The sequence below is a fragment of the Streptococcus oralis genome, assembly GCF_901543815.1.
GTDB classification, from domain to species: Bacteria; Bacillota; Bacilli; order Lactobacillales; family Streptococcaceae; genus Streptococcus; species Streptococcus oralis_CM.
The window spans coordinates 1841278-1861810 of record NZ_CABEIU010000002.1 but is presented as its reverse complement, the minus strand read 5'-3'; the positions used below and the strand labels follow the sequence as shown (position 1 = coordinate 1861810).

The following is a 20533-nucleotide window of genomic DNA, read 5'->3' as shown; positions in this document are numbered from 1 at the left end:
GGATTTTTTGTTAGAAACGATTATCTGAGTAGGTTGTGGGCGCAATAGTACCACAGCTGTGCTGTTCACAATGTGATAAAGTTCATTTTCTACTGACTGATTCTAACTAGCTGGCGAATGCAAAAGCTACGATTGTACAAATTATAGAATCTTTTCAGGGGATTTAGGAAGGGATTTTAGTCTTGTTGACGCTGCTATCGCTTTTTGTTATAGTCAAAGAGAGAGCAGTCTAGAACAATAGTTTATTCACAGTCTGTGGATAAGTCTAGGAGGAAATGACATACAACTCAGGGTGTTGAAGTATCCTGATAATAGTTCCGTATATTAGCAACTTACTAGAGAGCTAGTAGAAACCCTAGTACAGAGCTGTTTGACAAAGGTATGTTTAGGGCAATAGGTGAGCTAGAGACTGAAAAACCTAGTTTTTAGGCATGTTTTCTTATCCACAACGTGTGGATAACTTTGTTAACAAGAGAAAGAGATATGAGATGATGACGACAATAAAACCACATGGACCATTGCCAAGTCAGGCCCAGCTAGCTTATTTAGAGGATGAACTAGCTGCCTTTATCCATTTTGGCCCCAATACCTTTTATGACCAAGAATGGGGAAGTGGGCAAGAGGATCCCAAGCGTTTTAACCCGACCAAGTTGGATGCGCGTGAATGGGTTCGGGTACTCAAAGAAACGGGTTTTAAAAAACTGATTTTGGTGGTTAAGCACCACGATGGTTTTGTCCTCTACCCGACGGCCCATACAGATTATTCGGTCAAGGCTAGCCCTTGGAGGGATGGAAAGGGGGACTTGCTCCTTGAGGTTTCCAAAGCTGTAACTGAGTTTGACATGGACATGGGAGTGTATTTGTCTCCTTGGGATGCTCACAGCCCCCTCTATTACGTGGGCCAAGAAGCGGACTACAATGCCTACTATCTGGCTCAATTGAAGGAAATCTTGTCAAATCCTGCTTATGGCAATGCTGGGAAGTTTGCTGAGGTGTGGATGGATGGTGCTCGAGGCGAAGGGGCCCAAAAAGTCAACTATGAATTTGAGACTTGGTTTGAAACCATTCGTGACTTGCAGGGCGATTGTTTGATTTTCTCAACTGAAGGGACCAGTATTCGCTGGATTGGCAATGAACGAGGCTATGCAGGGGATCCCTTGTGGCAAAAAGTCAAGCCAGACCAGTTGGGGACAGAGGCGGAATTAGATTATCTACAGCACGGAGACCCCTTTGGGACGCTATTTTCAATCGGTGAGGCAGATGTTTCTCTTCGGCCGGGCTGGTTTTACCATGAGGATCAGGACCCTAAGTCTCTTGAGGAGTTGGTCGAAATCTACTTTCACTCGGTAGGGCGGGGAACCCCACTCTTGCTTAATATCCCACCGAATCAAGATGGCCTCTTTGACGAAAAGGATATCCAGCGTCTCTATGAATTTGCTACCTACCGTGACGAGCTATATAAAGAAGATTTGGCTTTGGGAGCTAAGGTATCTGGCCCTGCTCTATCACCAGACTATGCCGGTCATCATATGACAGATGGACTGGAGGCTAGTTCTTGGGCAAGTGATGCAGAGTTGCCAATCCAATTAGAGCTCGATTTAGGATCACCTAAAACTTTTGATGTGATTGAGTTAAGAGAAGATTTGAAGTTGGGGCAACGCATCGCTGCTTTCCATGTTCAGGTAGAGTTGGATGGTGTATGGCAGGAGTTTGGCTCTGGTTATACTGTTGGCTACAAACGTCTCTTACGAGGATCAGTCGTTGAGGCGCAGAAGATACGCGTGACCATTACAGAGGCACAGGCTTTGCCTTTGTTGACCATGATTTCACTCTATAAAACACCTACCTTGTCGAAAAAAGAAACTGTTCAGCAACTAGAGTTTTCAGAAAAAAGTCTAGCTGTGACCAAGGGAGAAAATGTCCACTTTACAGTGAAGCGCAGAGAATCTAGCAGTCCTTTAGAAGCTAAGATTTCGATTCAACCAGGGACGGGTGTGCATGGTGTCGCTTATCGGGACGAGATTCAATTCCTTGCGTTTCAAGTTGGCGAGACTGAAAAAAGGCTGACGCTACCAACCTTGTATTTTTCAGGAGATAAAAGCTTAGATTTTTATCTGAATTTGACGGTAGATGGGCAGCTTATTGACCGGCTTCAAGTACAAGTTTCATAAAAGAAGAACCTTTGCGTCATGCAAAGGTTCTTTTGGTTATGAGTGACTTGGCAACCAGCTAAGTGTAAAGGTCAGTTGCTCAGCTTTCAAGAGGTCTTGGTGTTGAATGCTAGATACTGGGGACTTGTCCAATCGGCATTCTTTGACAAAGTTGAAATGGCTGTAGTTTTGCTCGGCATGTATATCCAGCCATTTATTTTCCTTAGCCAGGAAGATACGGAGGCGGTCAAAGAGAGGGATTCCGATATCGTAGCTGGGCTTGCCCGGACAGGTCGGATAGAATCCGAGAGCCGACCAGATGTACCAAGCAGAGAGACTACCATTGTCTTCATCGCCAGGATAGGCTTGCCAGCTTGGGTGAAAGGCTTTCTGACGCAGAGTCTTGATGAGTAGAGCGGTATAGTCAGGGTGGTCGCTGTAGCGAAAGAGATAAGGAATGTGGAAACTAGGTTGGTTTGAAATGGCGATTTGCCCAAAAGGAGCGGTAGCCATCTCGCTCATTTCATGAATTTCGTAACCATAGCCGGTGGTTTCAAAGAGAGGAGCGCCCTGACAGGATTTCAAAAGATAGTTGCTAAAGGTTTCTTTTCCACCCATAAGTTGGATTAAGCCTGGGATGTCGTGGAGGACGCCTAAAGTCGCTTGAATGGCAGAGCATTCGGCGTAGTCGCGTCCCCAACTATAAGGAGAGAAGTCGGGGCGGAAGTTGCCTTGGCTGTCTCGCGCTCGCATGTAACCTGTCTCAGCGTCAAATAGATGGCGGTAATTTTGTGAAGCAGTTCTATAAGTTTCCGCGATATCATTCTGACCTAGTTTTTCGGCACAGCTAGCGATACAAAAGTCGCTATAGGCATAGTCTAGGGTATGGCTGACGCTTTCGTGGTGGTCGGTAGAGAGGTAGCCAAGTTCTTGGTATTGGGCTAGTCCGTGACGACCATTGATGCCGAGAGGATCGGATTTGGTTGCTGTTTCAAGCATGGCTTGGAGGAGTTCTTCTTCCAAGTCGGTAGCCATGTCCATGCAGGCGCTATCTGCTATAATACCGTCTAACAGGGTACCAGGCATCATACCACGCTCGTCTGGAGCCAGCCATTTTGGAAGGAATCCAGTATCGCGGTAGCTATTGAGGAAACCCTCTAAAAAGCGGTGATAGTGTTCTGGTATGATAAGGGCAAAGAGGGGAAATGTAGTTCGGAAGGTATCCCAGAAACCATTGTTGCTAAAGAGGACACCGTGCTTGACAGTACCAGTAGCCAGATCCATGTGGATGGCTTGTCCTGATTCATCAACCTCATAAAATGTCTGTGGGAAGAGGAAGAGTCTGTAGAGGCAGTGATCAAAGAAGGTTCGGTCAGCTTCTCCTGTTTCCAGCACATCAAAACGATGGAGGAGATTTTCCCAGTCTGCTTGGGCACTTGCTTTACAGCTATCAAAGTCCTTCTGAGGTAGATTAAGCAGAGCCTGAGAAGGGGAGATGAAAGAAGCCGCTAGCCGAATCTCGGCATGACCATCTGCTAGGTCAATTCGCCAGTCTCCACCTTCTTGGCTGACAGCAAGAATATCCGTATTCATTTGCAGGGCAGTGAACATAGTTAGTAGATTTTTGTTAGTCTCAGTTTTCCCTTCTTGTCTCAGGGCTAGAGTCCGCTTATCTACTTGCTCGACTGTCAGTTCATCTGCTGTGTGAAGATAGAGGGAGAGGGCTTTCCCTTGCTTTTGCTCCAAACGAATAGAAGCGCCGTAGCAAGTCGGTGTGAGCCGGGTTTCAATCTGATAGCGCAGAGAAAAGAGTTTCAAATAGTGAGGCTGGAAGCAAGCTTTATCTATATCATAAGAAGACTGGCGGTGAAAGAGGCTATCTCCGCCCAGTTGACCGGTGACAGGTGTCAGAAGGAGCCAAGAATATTCGCCAATCCAAGGACTGGGCTGATGGGTTAATCGAATCCCCTGAAAAATGGGCAGATGCGGATCGAAAAACCAAGATCCATCCTGGTCGCTGGTCTGGGGGACAAAATAATTCATCCCAAAAGGAACGCCTGTGTAAGGCAGGGTATTTCCCCGAGAAAAGGCATGCTTGCTAGCAGTCCCAAAGCGGGTATCGATGGTTTCAAGTAGTGGTTTCATAATCTTTCCTTTAGCTGTTTTTCTACATTATATCAGAAAAATGAGGCCTTTAGATATGGGGGTCGAAAGTAAGCAATTTTGTAGAAAAATGACTATCATTTGTGTATGTATTTTCTGTCTCAAAAACTATATACTGAACATGAAACTTGTTTGAAAGAGGAAACTGCACGATGATTTATTCAAAAGAAATTGTTAGAGAATGGCTAGATGAAGTAGCGGAGCGGACCAAGGACCATCCGGAGTGGGTGGATGTCTTCGAGCGTTGCTACACAGACACTTTGGACAATACGGTCGAGATTCTAGAAGATGGTTCAACTTTTGTCTTGACTGGGGATATTCCTGCCATGTGGCTTCGGGATTCAACGGCCCAGCTACGACCTTACCTTCATGTGGCTAAAAGAGATCCTCTCTTGCGCCAGACCATTGCAGGTTTGGTTAAACGTCAAATGACCCTGATTCTCAAGGATCCTTATGCCAACTCCTTCAACATTGAGGAAAACTGGAAGGGCCACCACGAGACTGACCACACAGAGCTTAATGGCTGGATTTGGGAACGCAAGTACGAGGTGGACTCGCTTTGTTATCCTTTGCAGCTGGCTTATCTCCTTTGGAAAGAGACTGGCGAGACCAGTCAGTTTGATGAGACTTTTGTCGCAGCGACCAAGGAAATACTTCATCTCTGGACAGTAGAGCAAGACCACAAGAACTCTCCTTATCGTTTTGTCCGCGACACAGATCGAAAAGAAGATACCTTAGTAAATGATGGCTTTGGATCTGACTTTGCAGTGACTGGTATGACCTGGTCAGCCTTTCGCCCGAGTGATGACTGCTGTCAGTATAGCTATTTGATTCCGTCCAATATGTTTGCTGTAGTTGTCTTGGGTTATGTCCAAGAAATCTTTGCAGAATTAAACTTGGCTGATAGCGAGAGTATTATCGTAGACGCTAAGCGTCTCCAGGCTGAAATCCAAGAAGGCATCGAAAACTATGCCTATACAACCAACAGCAAGGGTGAAAAGATTTACGCCTTTGAAGTGGATGGCCTAGGAAATGCTAGCATCATGGATGATCCAAACGTACCAAGTTTGTTGGCGGCGCCTTATCTAGGCTACTGCGATATTGACGATGAAGTGTATCAAGCAACTCGTCGGACCATTCTAAGTCCTGAAAATCCATACTTCTATCAAGGGAAATACGCTAGTGGTCTCGGAAGTTCTCATACCTTCTATCGCTATATCTGGCCGATTGCCCTTTCTATCCAAGGCTTGACAACAAGTGATAAGGCAGAGAAAAAATTCTTGCTCGATCAGCTGGTTGCCTGCGATGGTGGAACAGGTGTTATGCACGAAAGCTTCCACGTGGATGACCCAACGCTTTACTCACGTGAATGGTTCTCTTGGGCCAATATGATGTTCTGTGAGTTGGTCTTGGATTACTTGGATATCCGCTAATCAGTTCTTTAGTTAGATAGAAATAAAAATTTAAGTTAGAATGAGGTTTTACTTCATGGAAAATGTTGTTGTACATATTATCTCACATAGTCACTGGGACCGTGAGTGGTACTTGCCTTTTGAAAGCCACCGGATGCAGTTGGTGGAATTGTTTGACAATCTCTTTGATCTCTTTGAAAATGACCCTGAGTTCAAGAGTTTCCACTTGGATGGACAAACCATTGTCCTGGATGACTACTTGGAAATTCGCCCTGAAAATCGCGACAAAGTCCAACGTTACATTGACGAAGGCAAACTCAAAATTGGTCCCTTTTACATCTTGCAGGATGATTACTTGATTTCCAGCGAAGCCAACGTCCGCAATACCTTGATTGGTCAAGCAGAATGTGCAAAATGGGGCAAATCAACCCAGATTGGTTACTTCCCAGATACCTTTGGAAATATGGGACAAGCGCCTCAAATCCTTCAAAAATCAGGCATTCACGTGGCAGCCTTTGGTCGTGGTGTGAAGCCGATTGGATTTGACAACCAAGTCCTCGAAGATGAGCAGTTTACTTCCCAGTTTTCAGAAATGTACTGGCAGGGTGCAGACGGAAGTCGTGTCCTCGGTATCCTCTTTGCCAACTGGTACAGTAATGGAAATGAAATCCCTGTTGATAAGGATGAGGCCCTAACCTTCTGGAAACAAAAATTGTCAGACGTGCGTGACTATGCTTCGACCAACCAGTGGTTGATGATGAACGGATGTGACCACCAGCCTGTACAGCGAAATCTGAGTGAGGCCATTCGTGTGGCCAATGAACTCTTCCCAGATGTGACTTTTGTTCATAGTTCCTTTGATGACTATGTCCACGCAGTAGAAAGTGCTCTACCAGAGCAGCTATCAACGGTTACAGGTGAGTTGACAAGTCAGGAAACAGATGGTTGGTACACGCTTGCTAATACTTCTTCATCACGCATTTACCTCAAACAAGCCTTCCAAGAAAATAGCAACCTCCTAGAACAAGTGGTGGAGCCATTGACTGTCATCACTGGTGGCCACAACCACAAGGACCAGTTGACCTATGCTTGGAAAGTTCTTCTACAAAATGCTCCGCATGATAGTATCTGTGGCTGTAGCGTGGACGAGGTTCACCGTGAGATGGAGACACGTTTTGCCAAGGTCAGCCAAGTCGGAAACTTTGTTAAGACCAACCTTCTCAACGAATGGAAGGGTAAAATCGCAACCCACGAAGCCCAAAGCGACCATCTCTTTACCGTCATTAACACAGGCTTGCATGACAAGGTTGATACAGTCAGCACCGTGATTGATGTAGCGACTTGTGATTTCAAAGAATTGCACCCAACAGAAGGCTATAAGAAGATGGCAGCCTTGACCTTGCCAAGCTACCGTGTCGAAGACTTGGAAGGGCATGCTGTAGAAGCGAAAATCGAAGATCTGGGAGCTAATTTTGAGTATGATTTGCCAAAAGACAAGTTCCGTCAGGCTCGTATCGCTCGTCAAGTGCGCGTGACAGTACCTGTTCATCTGGCACCACTTTCTTGGACAACCTTCCAATTGCTTGAGGGAGAACAAGAACACCGTGACGGTATTTACCAAAATGGAGTGATTGATACGCCATTTGTAACAGTAAGTGTGGATGAAAATATCACAGTCTACGACAAGACAACTCATGAAGCTTATGAAGATGTTGTTCGCTTTGAAGACCGTGGGGACATCGGAAATGAGTACATCTATTTCCAACCAAAAGGAACAGAGCCTATTTACGCAGAGTTGACAGGTTATGAGGTCTTGGAAAATACAGCTCGTTTTGCTAAAATCTTGCTTAAGCATGAATTGACAATTCCAGTAAGTGCAGACGAAAAATTGGATGCGGAGCAGAGAGGTATCATCGAGTTTATGACGCGTGAAGCTGGGCGCTCAAAAGAATTGACAACCCTTCCTCTGGAAACAGAGATGACCGTCTTTGTTGACAATCCACAAATTCGTTTCAAGACTCGCTTTACTAACACAGCCAAGGATCACCGTATCCGTCTCTTGGTTAAGACACATAACACACGTCCAAGCAATGACTCTGAGAGCATCTATGAGGTGGTGACACGACCAAACAAACCAGCTGCTTCTTGGGAAAATCCTGAAAATCCACAACACCAACAGGCCTTTGTTAGTCTGTATGACGATGAAAAAGGGGTGACAGTGGCCAATAAAGGATTGCACGAGTATGAAATCCTTGGAGATGACACCATTGCAGTGACCATTCTTCGTGCCTCAGGTGAGTTAGGTGACTGGGGTTACTTCCCAACACCAGAAGCTCAATGCTTGCGTGAGTTTGAAGTCGAGTTTACACTTGAATGCCACCAAGCCCAAGAACGCTTCTCAGCCTTCCGTCGTGCCAAAGCCTTCCAAACACCATTCACTAGTCTTCAAGTTGCTAAACAAGAAGGAAGTGTTGCAGCGACTGGCAGTCTCTTGAGCCATGCGGCGCTCAACTTGCCACAAGTCTGTCCAACAGCCTTTAAGGTAGCTGAAAATGAAGAAGGATATGTACTTCGTTACTACAATATGAGTCAAGAAAATGTGCGTATATCAGAACACCAACAAACCATTTTGGACTTACTTGAGCGACCTTATCCGGTTCATTCAGGACTCTTAGCACCACAAGAGATTCGCACAGAATTAATCAAAAAAGAAGACATTTAACAGTTTTAAAGTGTTTGATAACTAATACTATGAGATAGAAAGGAGGGGCGAAAGAGTAAGGACTAACTACTGATTCGCCCCTTTTTACGGTAAAGAACAATGATCATTGCAACCATTGATATCGGAGGGACTGGGATTAAGTTTGCCAGTCTGACTCCTGATGGAAAAATACTAGATAAGACAAGTACTCCAACGCCAGAGAGTTTGGAAGATTTACTGACTTGGCTAGACCAACGCTTGTCAGAGCAAGATTATAGTGGGATCGCTATGAGCGTTCCAGGCGCGGTTAATCAAGAAACAGGTGTGATTGAGGGAATCAGTGCCGTACCTTATATTCATGGCTTTTCTTGGTATGAGGCACTTGCTCATCATCAGCTACCTGTCCATCTAGAAAATGATGCCAACTGTGTTGGGCTTAGTGAATTGCTAGCTCACCCAGAAATTGAAAATGCAGCCTGTGTCGTGATTGGTACAGGAATCGGCGGCGCCATGATTATCAATGGCAAGCTTCACCGAGGTCGCCACGGCTTGGGAGGAGAGTTTGGCTACATGACAACCATTGCACCAGCAGAAAAGCTCAACAACTGGTCGCAACTAGCGTCAACTGGAAATATGGTGCGATACGTGATTGAAAAATCTGGTCAGACTGACTGGGACGGACGCAAGATTTACCAAGAGGCCGCAGCTGGTAATGCTCTTTGTCAAGAAGCTATTTTGCGCATGAACCGTAATCTGGCGCAAGGTTTGCTCAATATTCAGTATCTCATCGACCCAGATGTCATTAGTCTGGGAGGCTCTATTAGCCAAAATCCAGACTTCATCCAAGGTGTCAAAAAGGCTGTCGATGAATTTGTCGAAACCTACGAAGAATACACGGTCGCACCTGTCATCCAAGCCTGCACCTATCATGCAGATGCCAATCTCTACGGTGCCCTTGTCAACTGGCTACAGGAGGAAAACCAATGGTGACATTTACAGGACTTAGTCCCAAACAAACTCAGGCAATCGACTTACTGACAAAGTATATCTCTTTACCAGATGTGGAAGTTGCAGTCGCTCAGTCTGACCAAGCCTCTATCTCTATCAAGGGTGAGGGAGGCCACTATCAACTGACTTATCACAAACCTCACCAACTTTACCGCGCCTTGTCCTTATTGGCAACAGCTCTAGTAGAAGGTGATAAAGTAGCGATTGAGGAGCAGGCAGCTTATGAAGATTTGGCCTACATGGCAGACTGTTCTCGAAATGCGGTTCTGAATGTGGCTTCTGCCAAGCAGATGATTGAGGTCTTGGCTCTCATGGGCTACTCAACCTTTGAACTTTACATGGAAGACACCTATCAGATTGAGGGGCAACCTTACTTTGGTTACTTCCGTGGCGCCTATTCAGCAGAGGAGTTGCAGGAAATAGAAGCCTACGCCCAGCAGTTTGACATGACCTTTGTGCCTTGCATCCAGACCTTGGCCCACTTGTCGGCCTTCGTCAAATGGGGCGTTAAGGAAGTGCAAGAACTCCGTGATGTGGAGGATATTCTCCTTATCGGCGAAGAAAAGGTGTATGACCTGATTGATGGCATGTTTGCCACTCTATCTAAACTGCAGACTCGCAAGGTCAATATCGGGATGGATGAAGCCCACTTGGTTGGTTTGGGACGCTACCTTATCTTGAACGGCGTTGTAGATCGTAGTCTCCTCATGTGTCAACACTTGGAGCGCGTGCTAGATATTGCAGACAAGTATGGTTTCCACTGCCAGATGTGGAGTGATATGTTCTTCAAACTCATGTCAGCGGATGGCCAGTACGACCGTGATGTGGAAATTCCAGAGGAAACTCGTGTCTACCTAGACCGTCTCAAAGACCGTGTAACTTTGGTTTACTGGGATTATTATCAGGATAGCGAGGAAAAATACAACCGCAATTTCCGCAACCATCACAAGATTAGCCATGACCTTGCCTTTGCAGGTGGTGCTTGGAAGTGGATCGGTTTCACACCCAACAACCATTTCAGCCGTCTTATTGCTCTTGAAGCCAACAAAGCCTGTCGTGCTAATGACATCAAAGAAGTCATTGTAACGGGTTGGGGGGATAATGGTGGGGAAACTGCCCAGTTTTCTATCCTGCCAAGTTTGCAAATCTGGGCAGAACTCAGCTACCGCAATAACCTCGACCGTTTGTCTGCCCACTTCAAGACCAATACGGGTCTATCAGTTGAGGAATTCATGCAGATCGACCTAGCCAACCTCTTGCCAGACTTGCCGGACAATCTCAGTGGTATCAATCCCAACCGCTATGTCTTTTATCAGGATGTTCTCTGCCCAATTCTTGACCAACACATGACACCTGAACAGGACAAACCGCACTTTGCTCAGGCTGCTGTGATCCTTGCTGAAATCAAAGAAAAAGCTGGAAACTATGCTTATCTCTTTGAAACTCAGGCTCAGTTGAACCAGATTTTAAGCAGTAAAGTGGATGTGGGACGACGCATTCGTCAGGCCTACCAAACAAACGATAAAGAAAGTCTGCAAGAAATCGCCAGACAAGAATTACCAAAACTCAGAAGCGAGATTGAACAATTCCATGCCCTCTTTAGCCGTCAATGGTTGAAAGAAAACAAGGTCTTTGGCTTGGATACAGTCGATATCCGTATGGGCGGACTTTTGCAACGTATCAAACGAGCAGAAAGCCGTATCGAAGCTTATCTGTCTGATCAGATTGACCGCATCGATGAGCTAGAAGTTGAAATCCTACCATTTACTGATTTCTACGCAGACAAGGATTTCGCAGCAACTACAGCTAATCAGTGGCACACCATTGCGACAGCTTCAACGATTTATACGACATAGGCATTTATCACAAACAGTTAAACATCTCCTTTTAAATACATGGAGATGTTTTTTGATTTGGAGATAGGGAAGGAGTATAATGAAGGTAGAAAGATAGTTTGGAGGTCTGACCATGAAAAAGCTACTACTAGTCCTAGCTACTAGCATGCTAGTCTTATCTGCCTGCCATAAAATGACAGAGGATGGAGCAACTAGTCCGTCAATACCAAGGGAGCAACAAACCAAGGAAACAACCAACTATTTTCACTATTTAGCAGATGCCTATCAAAAGGCTCTTTCGCACGAAAAAGAATCCAAGGATACAACTGTTCAGTCACCTATGGCTGCTACAGTTGCAGCCATGGAAGAACTTGAGTTATCTAATCCGACTGATCAAGCCTTGATTATGAAGAATTACTTGGATTTTCAGAAGCTAATTCAATACAATACTGAAAAGTGGGAGGAAGAGTTTGCAAGCTGGGCTTCTTCTATGGGGCAGTCCTATCATAGACTAGAGCATGCAAACTTTGATGAAAAAAATGAACTAATCAAAAAATTAGAAGCTACAACAGTCTCTCAGAAAAGCGTCAAATGGAATGTTTTTGGAGTATCGAGTGACAATGCTTATGACTACTTGGCTTTGGATGCCTACTATGACAATCAGGACAAACATTTCTACCTATTTACACTGAAGGATGGGCAAGCACAGGTCTTGCATGCCGATAAGACACTGGAAACTATCCCTACTGCAAATTTTGAAGAGACTGAAAACACAGATTTAGCGCAACGTTTTAAGGAATTTCTATTAAAAACAAGTGTAACTACAGAGAGCGAGCCAGATACAGATAATAGTTCTTTAATAGACAAGATAAAAACAGCCATGGAATCCTATTCGGATAGTAAAGGTGAAGGATTCAAGTCAACTAATTTGGACACCTATGGTAATTACTATGGACTTGCAGTGCCAGACCAGATAATGCAATTTGGGCAAGTAGATGGGGTGAATTATACTTTTAAATGGTATGGCTATATTGCAGGTTCAGGTTCTGGGCGGTTTGATATCCTAGCTTGCTATGTGAATGAAGCAGAGACAGAGGTGATTCTCTTTGGCTACAAGGATGGCAATCCTGCTCTTTTACAAACCGAAGGAAGACCAGAGATTGAGAAAAACGAATCAGGGGCTATCATAAATGCACAGGTTCATTTTGTCGAGTTTCATCACTCAATATTGGAACAAGTTTTCAATCAGTAAAGCGGAAATACACTTATCGTATGCAAAGTGTTTCTCGTGAAACCTATTTCTTATAAAAAACTTCTCCACATAAAATAATTTGTGGAGTTTTTTCTATAATTAGTAGTTTAAACTGACCTTCAAATAGGAGTATACTAATAATGTAATCGTTATCAAACCTAAAAATTCGATAGAATCAGTTTTTAGGAATAAAAAGGGAGGAAATTATGAAAAAGTTTTCAAAGACCTTGAGAGATAACTGGATCTTTCTCTTGATGGTTTTACCAGGGGCTCTCTGGCTGATTCTATTCTTTTACATTCCAGTATTTGGGAATGTGGTCGCCTTTAAAGACTACCATATGACCAGTAATGGTTTCATAGATAGTATTGTGAATAGTAAATGGGTCGGGTTAGATAATTTCAGATTCTTGTTTAGTTCAAAAGATGCCTTTATCATCACTCGAAATACTGTTCTTTACAATCTCGGCTTCATCTTTATCGGTTTGATTGTATCAGTAGGGATTGCCATTATCCTCAGTGAGCTTCGCTCTAAGAGAATGGTTAAGATTTTCCAAACGTCTATGTTGTTCCCTTACTTCTTGTCATGGGTTATCATCAGTTTCTTTACAGATGCCTTCCTAAACATTGACAAAGGGGTTTTCAACCATTTCCTAACATCCATTGGCATGAAGGAAATCAACTTCTATGCTGACTTAGGTATTTGGCCATATCTTCTCCTTTTCCTAGGAATTTGGAAAGGCTTTGGATATAGCAGTGTCATGTACTATGCGACGATCATGGGAATTGACCCAACTTATTACGAAGCAGCAACAGTGGACGGGGCTAGCAAGTGGCAACGTATTCGCAACGTAACCATTCCTCAGTTGACTCCGCTTGTAACAGTTTTGACCATCCTTGCAGTCGGAAATATCTTCCGTGCAGACTTCGGTCTTTTCTATCAAATTCCCCACAATGCTGGTCAGCTTTACAATGTAACCAACGTTTTGGACGTATATGTCTTTAATGGTTTGACTCAGACAGCAGATATCGGTATGGCTTCAGCGGCCGGTCTTTACCAATCCGTTGTCGGTTTAATTCTGGTTATCCTATCAAACTTGCTTGCAAGACGAGTCGATCCAAACTCAGCTTTGTTCTAGAAAGGAGGAGAATATGGCAGAAAAGAAAATTAAAAAAGAAAAAATCGATAATGTCGGCATTCACTCCTTCAGTAAGAAAGCAGATATCTTCTTTAGTATCATCTCTGGTTTGATTGCTCTTTCTTGTATCTTGCCCTTTATCTTCGTTATTATCATTTCGGTGACAGATGAAAAGAGCATCCTCCAGTATGGATATAGCTTTTTCCCATCACAGTTTGGATTAGATGGTTTTGAGTTCTTGGCTCAGTTTAAAGATAAGATTCTCCAAGCGCTCTTTATCTCAGTCTTTGTAACAGTAGTCGGGACAGTGACCAACGTATTCATCACGACAACTTATGCCTATGCCATCTCACGGACAACCTTTAAGTACCGCAGATTCTTTACAATCTTTGCCCTTCTTAGTATGTTGTTCAATGCTGGTTTGGTACCAGGCTATATCGTGGTGACTCGTTTGCTCCAACTTGGTGATACTGTTTGGGCCTTGATTGTTCCAATGCTTCTCTCACCATTCAACATCATCTTGATGCGTTCCTTCTTCAAGAAGACCATTCCAGAAGCTATTCTCGAATCCGCTCGTATCGATGGTGCCAGTGAAGCTCGGATCTTCTTCCAGATCTGTTTACCATTGTCACTTCCAGGTATCGCAACCATCACGCTTTTGACAGCTCTTGGTTTCTGGAACGACTGGTTCAACGCCCTTCTTTACATCAAGAGTGACAACTTGTATCCATTGCAATATTTGCTCATGCAAATCCAGCAAAATATGGACTACATTGCAAAAGCAGTCGGCCTATCTGGCCAACTGGGAGTCGCTCTACCAAAAGAAACAGGTCGTATGGCCATGGTTGTTGTTGCAACCCTTCCGATTGCCATTCTGTACCCATTCTTCCAACGCTACTTTGTTAAAGGTTTGACCATCGGTGGTGTGAAAGAATAGCGCTTGCTGAGAAACACCGTTTCTCCCTTCCCAACTTCATATTAGTGACTGAAGTTACAAATTATTAAATCGTTTATAAGTTTAAAAATAAAAAAAGGAGTTTTTATCATGAAAAACTGGAAAAAATATGCTTTTGCATCTGCTAGCGTAGTCGCTTTGGCTGCAAGCCTTGCCGCTTGTGGAAACCTCTCAGGTAACAACAAAAAAGCTGCTGACTCAGCTTCAGGTGACAAGCCTGTTCTTAAAATGTACCAAATCGGTGACAAACCAGACAACTTGGATGAATTGCTAGAAAATGCCAACAAAATCATCGAAGAAAAAGTTGGTGCTAAATTGGATATCCAATACCTTGGATGGGGTGACTACGGTAAGAAAATGTCAGTTATCACATCATCAGGTGAAAACTACGATATCGCTTTTGCAGATAACTATGTTGTAAATGCTCAAAAGGGTGCTTACGCTGACTTGACAGAATTGTACAAGAAAGAAGGAGCAGAGCTTTACAAAGCACTTGACCCAGCTTACATCAAAGGGAACACTGTAAACGGTAAAATCTATGCTGTTCCAGTTGCAGCTAACGTTGCATCATCTCAAAACTTTGCCTTCAACGGCGCTCTTCTTGCCAAATATGGCATCGACATTTCAGGTGTCACTTCATACGAAACACTTGAACCAGTCTTGAAACAAATCAAAGAAAAAGCTCCAGACGTAGTACCATTTGCGGTTACGAAGAACTTTATTCCATCTGATAACTTTGACTACCCAGTACCAAATGGACTTCCATTCGTTATCGACCTTGAAGGAGACACTACTAAGATCGTAAACCGTTACGAAGTACCTCGTTTCAAAGAACACTTGAAGACTCTTCACAAATTCTATGAAGCTGGCTACATTCCAAAAGACGTAGCAACAAGCGATACTTCATTTGACCTTCAACAAGATACTTGGTTCGTTCGTGAAGAAACAGTAGGACCAGCTGACTACGGTAACAGCTTGCTCTCACGTGTTGCTAACAAAGACATCCAAATCAAACCAATCACTAACTTTATCAAGAAAAACCAAACAACACAAGTTGCTAACTTTGTCATCTCAAACAACTCTAAGAACAAAGAAAAATCAATGGAAGTGTTGAACCTCTTGAACACTAACCCAGAACTCTTGAACGGTCTTGTTTACGGTCCAGAAGGTAAGAACTGGGAAAAAGTTGAAGGTAAAGAAAACCGTGTACGCGTCCTTGATGCTTACAAAGGAAACACTCACATGTCAGGTTGGAACACTGGTAACAACTGGATCCTTTACATCAACGAAAACGTTACAGACCAACAAATCGAAGATTCTAAGAAACAATTGGCAGAAGCTAAAGAATCTCCAGCGCTTGGATTCATCTTTAACACTGACAGTGTGAAATCTGAAATCTCAGCAATTTCTAACACAATGCAACAATTCGATACAGCTATCAACACTGGTACTGTAGACCCAGATAAAGCAATTCCAGAATTGATGGAAAAATTGAAATCTGAAGGTGCCTACGAAAAAGTATTGAACGAAATGCAAAAACAATACGACGAATTCTTGAAAAACAAAAAATCATAAGATCGATTGATTTCGTGTATTCATTCCTAATTCCTAAAAATGTGATCACTGCCTTCTCTAGTTCTCTAGGGGAGGTAGTGATTTTTAGGATGCAAAAATGAAAGTAGCAATTCTAAGAGTTTCGACGATGTGATACACATGTATCTACAGGAGGTCTATCATGAAAAAGTATCAACTTCTATTCAAAATGAGTGGTGTCTTCTCTTACCTATTTTTCGTATTTGGTCTTTCTCAGCTGACGCTTATCGTCCAAAACTATTGGCAATTTTCTTCCCAGATTGGCAATTTCTTCTGGATTCAAAATATCTTGAGTTTGCTATTTAGCGGAGTCATGATTTGGATTCTGGTTAAGACAGGCCATGGCTATCTCTTTCGCATTCCAAGAAAAAAATGGCTTTGGTATTCGATTTTGACAGTATTAGTGGTAGTGTTCCAGATCTCTTTTAACGTTCAGACAGCTAAACATGTTCAGTCAACTGCGGAAGGTTGGGCTGTATTGATTGGTTATAGTGGGACTAACTTTGCAGAGCTAGGTATTTATATAGCCCTGTTCTTTCTGGTTCCACTGATGGAAGAGTTAATCTATAGAGGATTACTGCAACACGCTTTCTTTAAGCATTCGCGATTTGGTCTTGATTTGCTTCTTCCTTCTATTTTATTTGCTCTCCCTCATTTTTCAAGCCTGCCTAGTCTGTTAGATATCTTCGTCTTTGCAACAGTTGGAATCATCTTTGCTGGTTTGACCCGCTATACCAAGAGCATTTATCCATCCTATGCGGTGCATGTGATTAATAATATTTTCGCAACATTACCATTTTTGCTGACTTTTTTACATAGGGTATTTGGGTAAAATATTGGTACGAGAGTTAGGAATGACAGCTTTTCAATTTAAGGAGGAAAATAAGTATGACACCATTAAAATGGTTTGCAGGAGGAAGCGAAAGACGTTGTGAAGCCATGATGATCATTGATCATCTACTGGAAGATATAAAGGATGAGCCTCAACTTACTCCCTTGAAAAATCAGTTAGTGATTTATAAAAGACGACTAAGGGACGACGGGACCTCTGTTCCATTTATATTGAGCCAAATGAATGTTGACCTTTCGCGTGTATTGATTGAAAACAAGCTGGGTTTGTCAGAAAGTCAAGCCGAGCAGATCAAAAAATTGAGAGAATTATCTGCGATTCGCTATGGTTACTGATGAAGTGCAATGGCAGGTTTCTCTATACAATTTCCGGTCAAATAAATTGCATTCGTTTTCCCAAGTGGGTATACTAGTATAGTTAGATGAAAAATTCTGAAAATTTAAGAATAGAAAAGGGAACAAATCTTATGGCAAAAGATATTCGTGTCTTACTTTACTACCTCTATACCCCAATTGAAAATGCAGAGCAATTTGCTGCAGACCACTTGGCTTTCTGTAAATCAATCGGCCTTAAAGGCCGTATCCTGGTTGCTGACGAAGGGATTAACGGAACCGTTTCAGGTGACTACGAAACAACTCAAAAATACATGGACTACGTTCACAGTCTCCCAGGAATGGAAGACCTCTGGTTCAAGATTGATGAAGAAAGTGAACAAGCCTTCAAGAAGATGTTTGTTCGCTACAAGAAAGAAATTGTCCACCTTGGGTTGGAAGACAACGACTTTGATAACGATATCAACCCACTTGAAACAACAGGTGCTTACTTGTCTCCAAAAGAGTTCAAAGAAGCCCTTCTTGACGAAGATACCGTTGTCCTTGACACGCGTAACGATTATGAGTACGACCTAGGACACTTCCGTGGAGCTATTCGCCCAGACATCCGCAACTTCCGTGAGTTGCCACAATGGGTCCGTGACAACAAGGAAAAATTCATGGACAAGCGTGTCGTGGTTTACTGTACAGGTGGCGTTCGCTGTGAGAAATTCTCAGGCTGGATGGTGCGTGAAGGCTACAAAGATGTTGGCCAATTGCACGGAGGAATCGCAACTTACGGTAAAGACCCAGAAGTTCAAGGTGAGCTTTGGGATGGGAAAATGTATGTCTTTGACGAGCGTATTGCCGTAGATGTCAACCATGTCAACCCAACCATCGTAGGGAAAGACTGGTTTGATGGAACACCATGTGAACGCTATGTCAATTGTGGAAATCCCTTCTGTAACCGTCGTATCCTAACATCAGAAGAAAATGAAGACAAGTACCTTCGTGGATGCTCACACGAGTGCCGTGTTCACCCACGCAACCGCTATGTTTCAGAAAATGAATTGACACAAGCAGAAATAATCGAGCGCCTAGCAGCTATCGGTGAAAACTTGGACCAAGTCGCTACAGTATAAAGTAAACAGCCTTCAGGGGCTGTTTTTCTATGCTTTTTATCTAAAAATCTAAAATTTGTTTCTGTATCTGTCAGGAAAATAGGATTATACTGTATGTAAATGATTTCAAAGGAGGCCAGTTATGGCGAAAACATTTTTTATCCCAAATAAAGAAAGCATTCTAGGACAACAGGAGGTTTTGACTGCCAAGTCCATCTTAGCCTTGGTAGAGGGCTTGGAGTCACACAGTTATGATACGGTCTATCTCCGTCAGCCCCTCAATCGTCTCGAATACATGGAGTGTGGGATTGTAGGTCAGTCGCAATTTCTCTTCAAAGTGAACTATGCGGATAGTCGAAAAGGTTATCAAGTGGTAATTCCAGACTTCCTTACCAGAGCGGACTGGGAGATTGTAGAAGCTCTCCTCCAAGCCCTATCAAACAAGTTGGGGGAGGCGGTAGAAGGGTTAGAAGGGTTTGACTTTGAAGCTTATTTCCGACAAACAGTCAAGCATTATCTAGCGGATAAGACGGCTCGTCTAGTCTATTGCCAAGGGCTCTTGGCCCCTATCTATCTCAATAAGGAATACCTCGAGAGCTTTTTGGCTGAGGATGGATTGGCACGTTTTGAAGAGCTGGTCAAGAAGGTTCAAGGCTCTGATGCCTACCTTGCCAGTGTGAAATTTTACCCAGACACCCAAGGCAAGGTACACGGTATCTACCACCTAGCCCAGGGAGTCAAGACAATTTTGCCAAAGGAACCCTTTGTACCAGCATCCTATACTGAGCAGCTAGCAGGTAAGGAACTTGTTTGGGAGATTGACCTAGTGACGATTTCTGGTGATGGGTCCAAAGCAGAAGACTACGAATCCATCGCTCGTCTAGACTACGAAAAATTCCTAGAGTCGCTACCAACAGCATTTTACCACCAACTAGATGCCAATCAATTAGAAGTACAAGCCATTTTGGGAAAAGATTTTGAGGAATTGGCAACCATCAAGTAGACATTTTTCAAAAAAGAGTAAGCATAAAAATCCCTGTCATTAACAAATGGCAGGGATTTTGGTTAAAAGAATGTCAGGATGCGAAGATAGTCAACTGTCAGCGCGAGCTCTGCAATGAAAAATGGTAAGAGAATGGCGCCATCAAGTAAGACAGCTAGCAAGAAACGATAAAATGGGTCAAGGCTACTGGTCTTACTTGACTTGCTAATCACAAAGAGATTGCCAAGGGCAAAGATGGCCATGCTTAGAAGAGTGAGGATGCCAGCAAATCGTAAGCCACCAAAGAGTGCAAAGAAACTTGCTAGAGCTGTTAGGACAAGCGGGATAGCAAAGAGTCTGCTATAACGATCAAAGGCTTCTTGGAATGTGAAGTCGCTCTCCTGGTCCAGTACTCGTCGGACGGTAAATCCTCCCAAAATGATAGAAAAGTAAAATAGAGCGCTAGCGACCAAGATAGAGAGTCCAGCAAAAAGATCTAAAGGTGGAAGCTGGTTAGGATAACTATTAGCCATAGAAATCATATAGCCATAGTAGAGGTGCTTGATATGATAGATACTAAAGAAAAAGTTAATCGAAGATAGCAAAGTGAGTAGGCAAAAGACACTGTAACGATGCTTTTGGTCCGTAGTCTTGCTGGCAGTTGGTTCTTGGATAGCATCCAGTAGCCAAGTCCAAAACAGTGCGATTTCTTCTTTGAATCGGGCAGTTCTACGAGGGTCAATATCTGGGATATAGGGGCTTTCTAAAGCCTTGCTGAGGATGCTTTTTTCTTTTGCAGGGTTTTCTTGCTTGTGTTCCTCTTCAGCTTTCCCTTCTCCCTCTTCCTCGGTTTGGGTTTCCTCAATCATTTCGGGAGCTTCCTCCTCATGCATTTCCAACTCTTTAGGTGAGACAGATGTTTCTTCGCTTACTTGTAGTTCAGTTTCCACAGTTTCCGAAGTCTCTCGCTCGTCGAATTGGATTTCCGATTTTGTCTGAGGTGATTTCTTCTCAAGATCGGCACTTTCAAACCATTCTTGTGTCATGATGGAACCTCCTTTTTT

The 20533-nt window shown here is 43.5% G+C and carries 15 protein-coding genes; 13 read left to right on the top strand and 2 right to left on the bottom strand.

Translation table 11 applies throughout. The annotated features are described in order from the left end of the window. Positions 1-491 precede the first annotated feature (491 nt). Complete coding sequence (locus tag FQT28_RS09465) at positions 492-2171, top strand: alpha-L-fucosidase (protein WP_185952383.1); 1680 nt, start codon at positions 492-494, stop codon at positions 2169-2171. Between the two features lie 36 nt (positions 2172-2207). On the opposite strand, the gene FQT28_RS09460 is transcribed toward FQT28_RS09465, so the two are convergent. Continuing rightward, positions 2208-4295 (bottom strand): GH92 family glycosyl hydrolase, encoded by a 2088-nt coding sequence (locus FQT28_RS09460; protein ID WP_143990018.1) that lies wholly within the window; start codon positions 4293-4295, stop codon positions 2208-2210. Between the two features lie 170 nt (positions 4296-4465). Between FQT28_RS09460 and FQT28_RS09455 the strand changes: the two genes are divergently transcribed. The 12 genes from FQT28_RS09455 (at position 4466) to FQT28_RS09400 (ending at position 19490) form a co-directional block, all read left to right on the top strand. After that, positions 4466-5746 (top strand): glycoside hydrolase family 125 protein, encoded by a 1281-nt coding sequence (locus tag FQT28_RS09455; RefSeq protein WP_084948245.1) that lies wholly within the window; start codon positions 4466-4468, stop codon positions 5744-5746. A 55-nt stretch (positions 5747-5801) separates the two neighbouring features. Beyond that, positions 5802-8447 (top strand): alpha-mannosidase, encoded by a 2646-nt coding sequence (locus FQT28_RS09450; RefSeq protein ID WP_143990017.1) that lies wholly within the window; start codon positions 5802-5804, stop codon positions 8445-8447. 99 nt (positions 8448-8546) lie between these two features. Next, complete coding sequence (locus FQT28_RS09445) at positions 8547-9416, top strand: ROK family protein (RefSeq protein ID WP_143990016.1); 870 nt, start codon at positions 8547-8549, stop codon at positions 9414-9416. Beyond that, complete coding sequence (locus FQT28_RS09440) at positions 9410-11290, top strand: beta-N-acetylhexosaminidase (protein ID WP_125453736.1); 1881 nt, start codon at positions 9410-9412, stop codon at positions 11288-11290. Before FQT28_RS09445 ends, FQT28_RS09440 begins: the two co-directional genes overlap by 7 nt. Before the next feature lie 112 nt (positions 11291-11402). Beyond that, complete coding sequence (locus FQT28_RS09435) at positions 11403-12521, top strand: DUF4767 domain-containing protein (protein WP_132972861.1); 1119 nt, start codon at positions 11403-11405, stop codon at positions 12519-12521. Between the two features lie 206 nt (positions 12522-12727). Continuing rightward, positions 12728-13657, top strand: a complete 930-nt coding sequence (locus FQT28_RS09430) for an ABC transporter permease (protein WP_084925398.1) — start codon at positions 12728-12730, stop codon at positions 13655-13657. Between the two features lie 13 nt (positions 13658-13670). Next, entirely contained in the window at positions 13671-14594 is a 924-nt protein-coding gene (locus FQT28_RS09425) for a carbohydrate ABC transporter permease (RefSeq protein ID WP_000818345.1), read from the top strand. A gap of 108 nt (positions 14595-14702) precedes the next feature. Continuing rightward, on the top strand, positions 14703-16187 hold the full coding sequence (locus FQT28_RS09420; protein ID WP_000800423.1) for an ABC transporter substrate-binding protein: 1485 nt from the start codon (positions 14703-14705) through the stop codon (positions 16185-16187). Between the two features lie 160 nt (positions 16188-16347). Next, complete coding sequence (locus FQT28_RS09415) at positions 16348-17037, top strand: CPBP family intramembrane glutamic endopeptidase (RefSeq protein WP_143990015.1); 690 nt, start codon at positions 16348-16350, stop codon at positions 17035-17037. Between the two features lie 56 nt (positions 17038-17093). Continuing rightward, positions 17094-17390, top strand: a complete 297-nt coding sequence (locus tag FQT28_RS09410) for a bacteriocin immunity protein (RefSeq protein WP_084925405.1) — start codon at positions 17094-17096, stop codon at positions 17388-17390. Positions 17391-17521: 131 nt separating this feature from the next. Then, complete coding sequence (gene trhO, locus FQT28_RS09405) at positions 17522-18508, top strand: oxygen-dependent tRNA uridine(34) hydroxylase TrhO (RefSeq protein ID WP_143990014.1); 987 nt, start codon at positions 17522-17524, stop codon at positions 18506-18508. Positions 18509-18629: 121 nt separating this feature from the next. Then, positions 18630-19490 carry a DUF4299 family protein gene (locus FQT28_RS09400; RefSeq protein ID WP_143990013.1) on the top strand — a complete coding sequence of 287 codons (861 nt, stop codon included), beginning with the start codon at positions 18630-18632 and terminating at the stop codon, positions 19488-19490. Positions 19491-19552: 62 nt separating this feature from the next. Here the strand turns inward: FQT28_RS09400 and FQT28_RS09395 are convergent, their stop codons facing one another. Next, positions 19553-20515 (bottom strand): DUF6574 domain-containing protein, encoded by a 963-nt coding sequence (locus FQT28_RS09395; protein WP_143990012.1) that lies wholly within the window; start codon positions 20513-20515, stop codon positions 19553-19555. Positions 20516-20533: the final 18 nt, after the last annotated feature.

Coding starts and splice junctions, on each gene's coding strand:
- FQT28_RS09410 (WP_084925405.1), top strand. CDS start 17,094: ATGACACCATTAAAATGGTTTGCAGGAGGAAGCGAAAGACGTTGTGAA.
- FQT28_RS09395 (WP_143990012.1), bottom strand. CDS start 20,515: ATGACACAAGAATGGTTTGAAAGTGCCGATCTTGAGAAGAAATCACCT.
- FQT28_RS09440 (WP_125453736.1), top strand. CDS start 9,410: ATGGTGACATTTACAGGACTTAGTCCCAAACAAACTCAGGCAATCGAC.
- FQT28_RS09430 (WP_084925398.1), top strand. CDS start 12,728: ATGAAAAAGTTTTCAAAGACCTTGAGAGATAACTGGATCTTTCTCTTG.
- trhO (WP_143990014.1), top strand. CDS start 17,522: ATGGCAAAAGATATTCGTGTCTTACTTTACTACCTCTATACCCCAATT.
- FQT28_RS09455 (WP_084948245.1), top strand. CDS start 4,466: ATGATTTATTCAAAAGAAATTGTTAGAGAATGGCTAGATGAAGTAGCG.
- FQT28_RS09415 (WP_143990015.1), top strand. CDS start 16,348: ATGAAAAAGTATCAACTTCTATTCAAAATGAGTGGTGTCTTCTCTTAC.
- FQT28_RS09450 (WP_143990017.1), top strand. CDS start 5,802: ATGGAAAATGTTGTTGTACATATTATCTCACATAGTCACTGGGACCGT.
- FQT28_RS09400 (WP_143990013.1), top strand. CDS start 18,630: ATGGCGAAAACATTTTTTATCCCAAATAAAGAAAGCATTCTAGGACAA.
- FQT28_RS09460 (WP_143990018.1), bottom strand. CDS start 4,295: ATGAAACCACTACTTGAAACCATCGATACCCGCTTTGGGACTGCTAGC.
- FQT28_RS09465 (WP_185952383.1), top strand. CDS start 492: ATGACGACAATAAAACCACATGGACCATTGCCAAGTCAGGCCCAGCTA.
- FQT28_RS09420 (WP_000800423.1), top strand. CDS start 14,703: ATGAAAAACTGGAAAAAATATGCTTTTGCATCTGCTAGCGTAGTCGCT.
- FQT28_RS09435 (WP_132972861.1), top strand. CDS start 11,403: ATGAAAAAGCTACTACTAGTCCTAGCTACTAGCATGCTAGTCTTATCT.
- FQT28_RS09445 (WP_143990016.1), top strand. CDS start 8,547: ATGATCATTGCAACCATTGATATCGGAGGGACTGGGATTAAGTTTGCC.
- FQT28_RS09425 (WP_000818345.1), top strand. CDS start 13,671: ATGGCAGAAAAGAAAATTAAAAAAGAAAAAATCGATAATGTCGGCATT.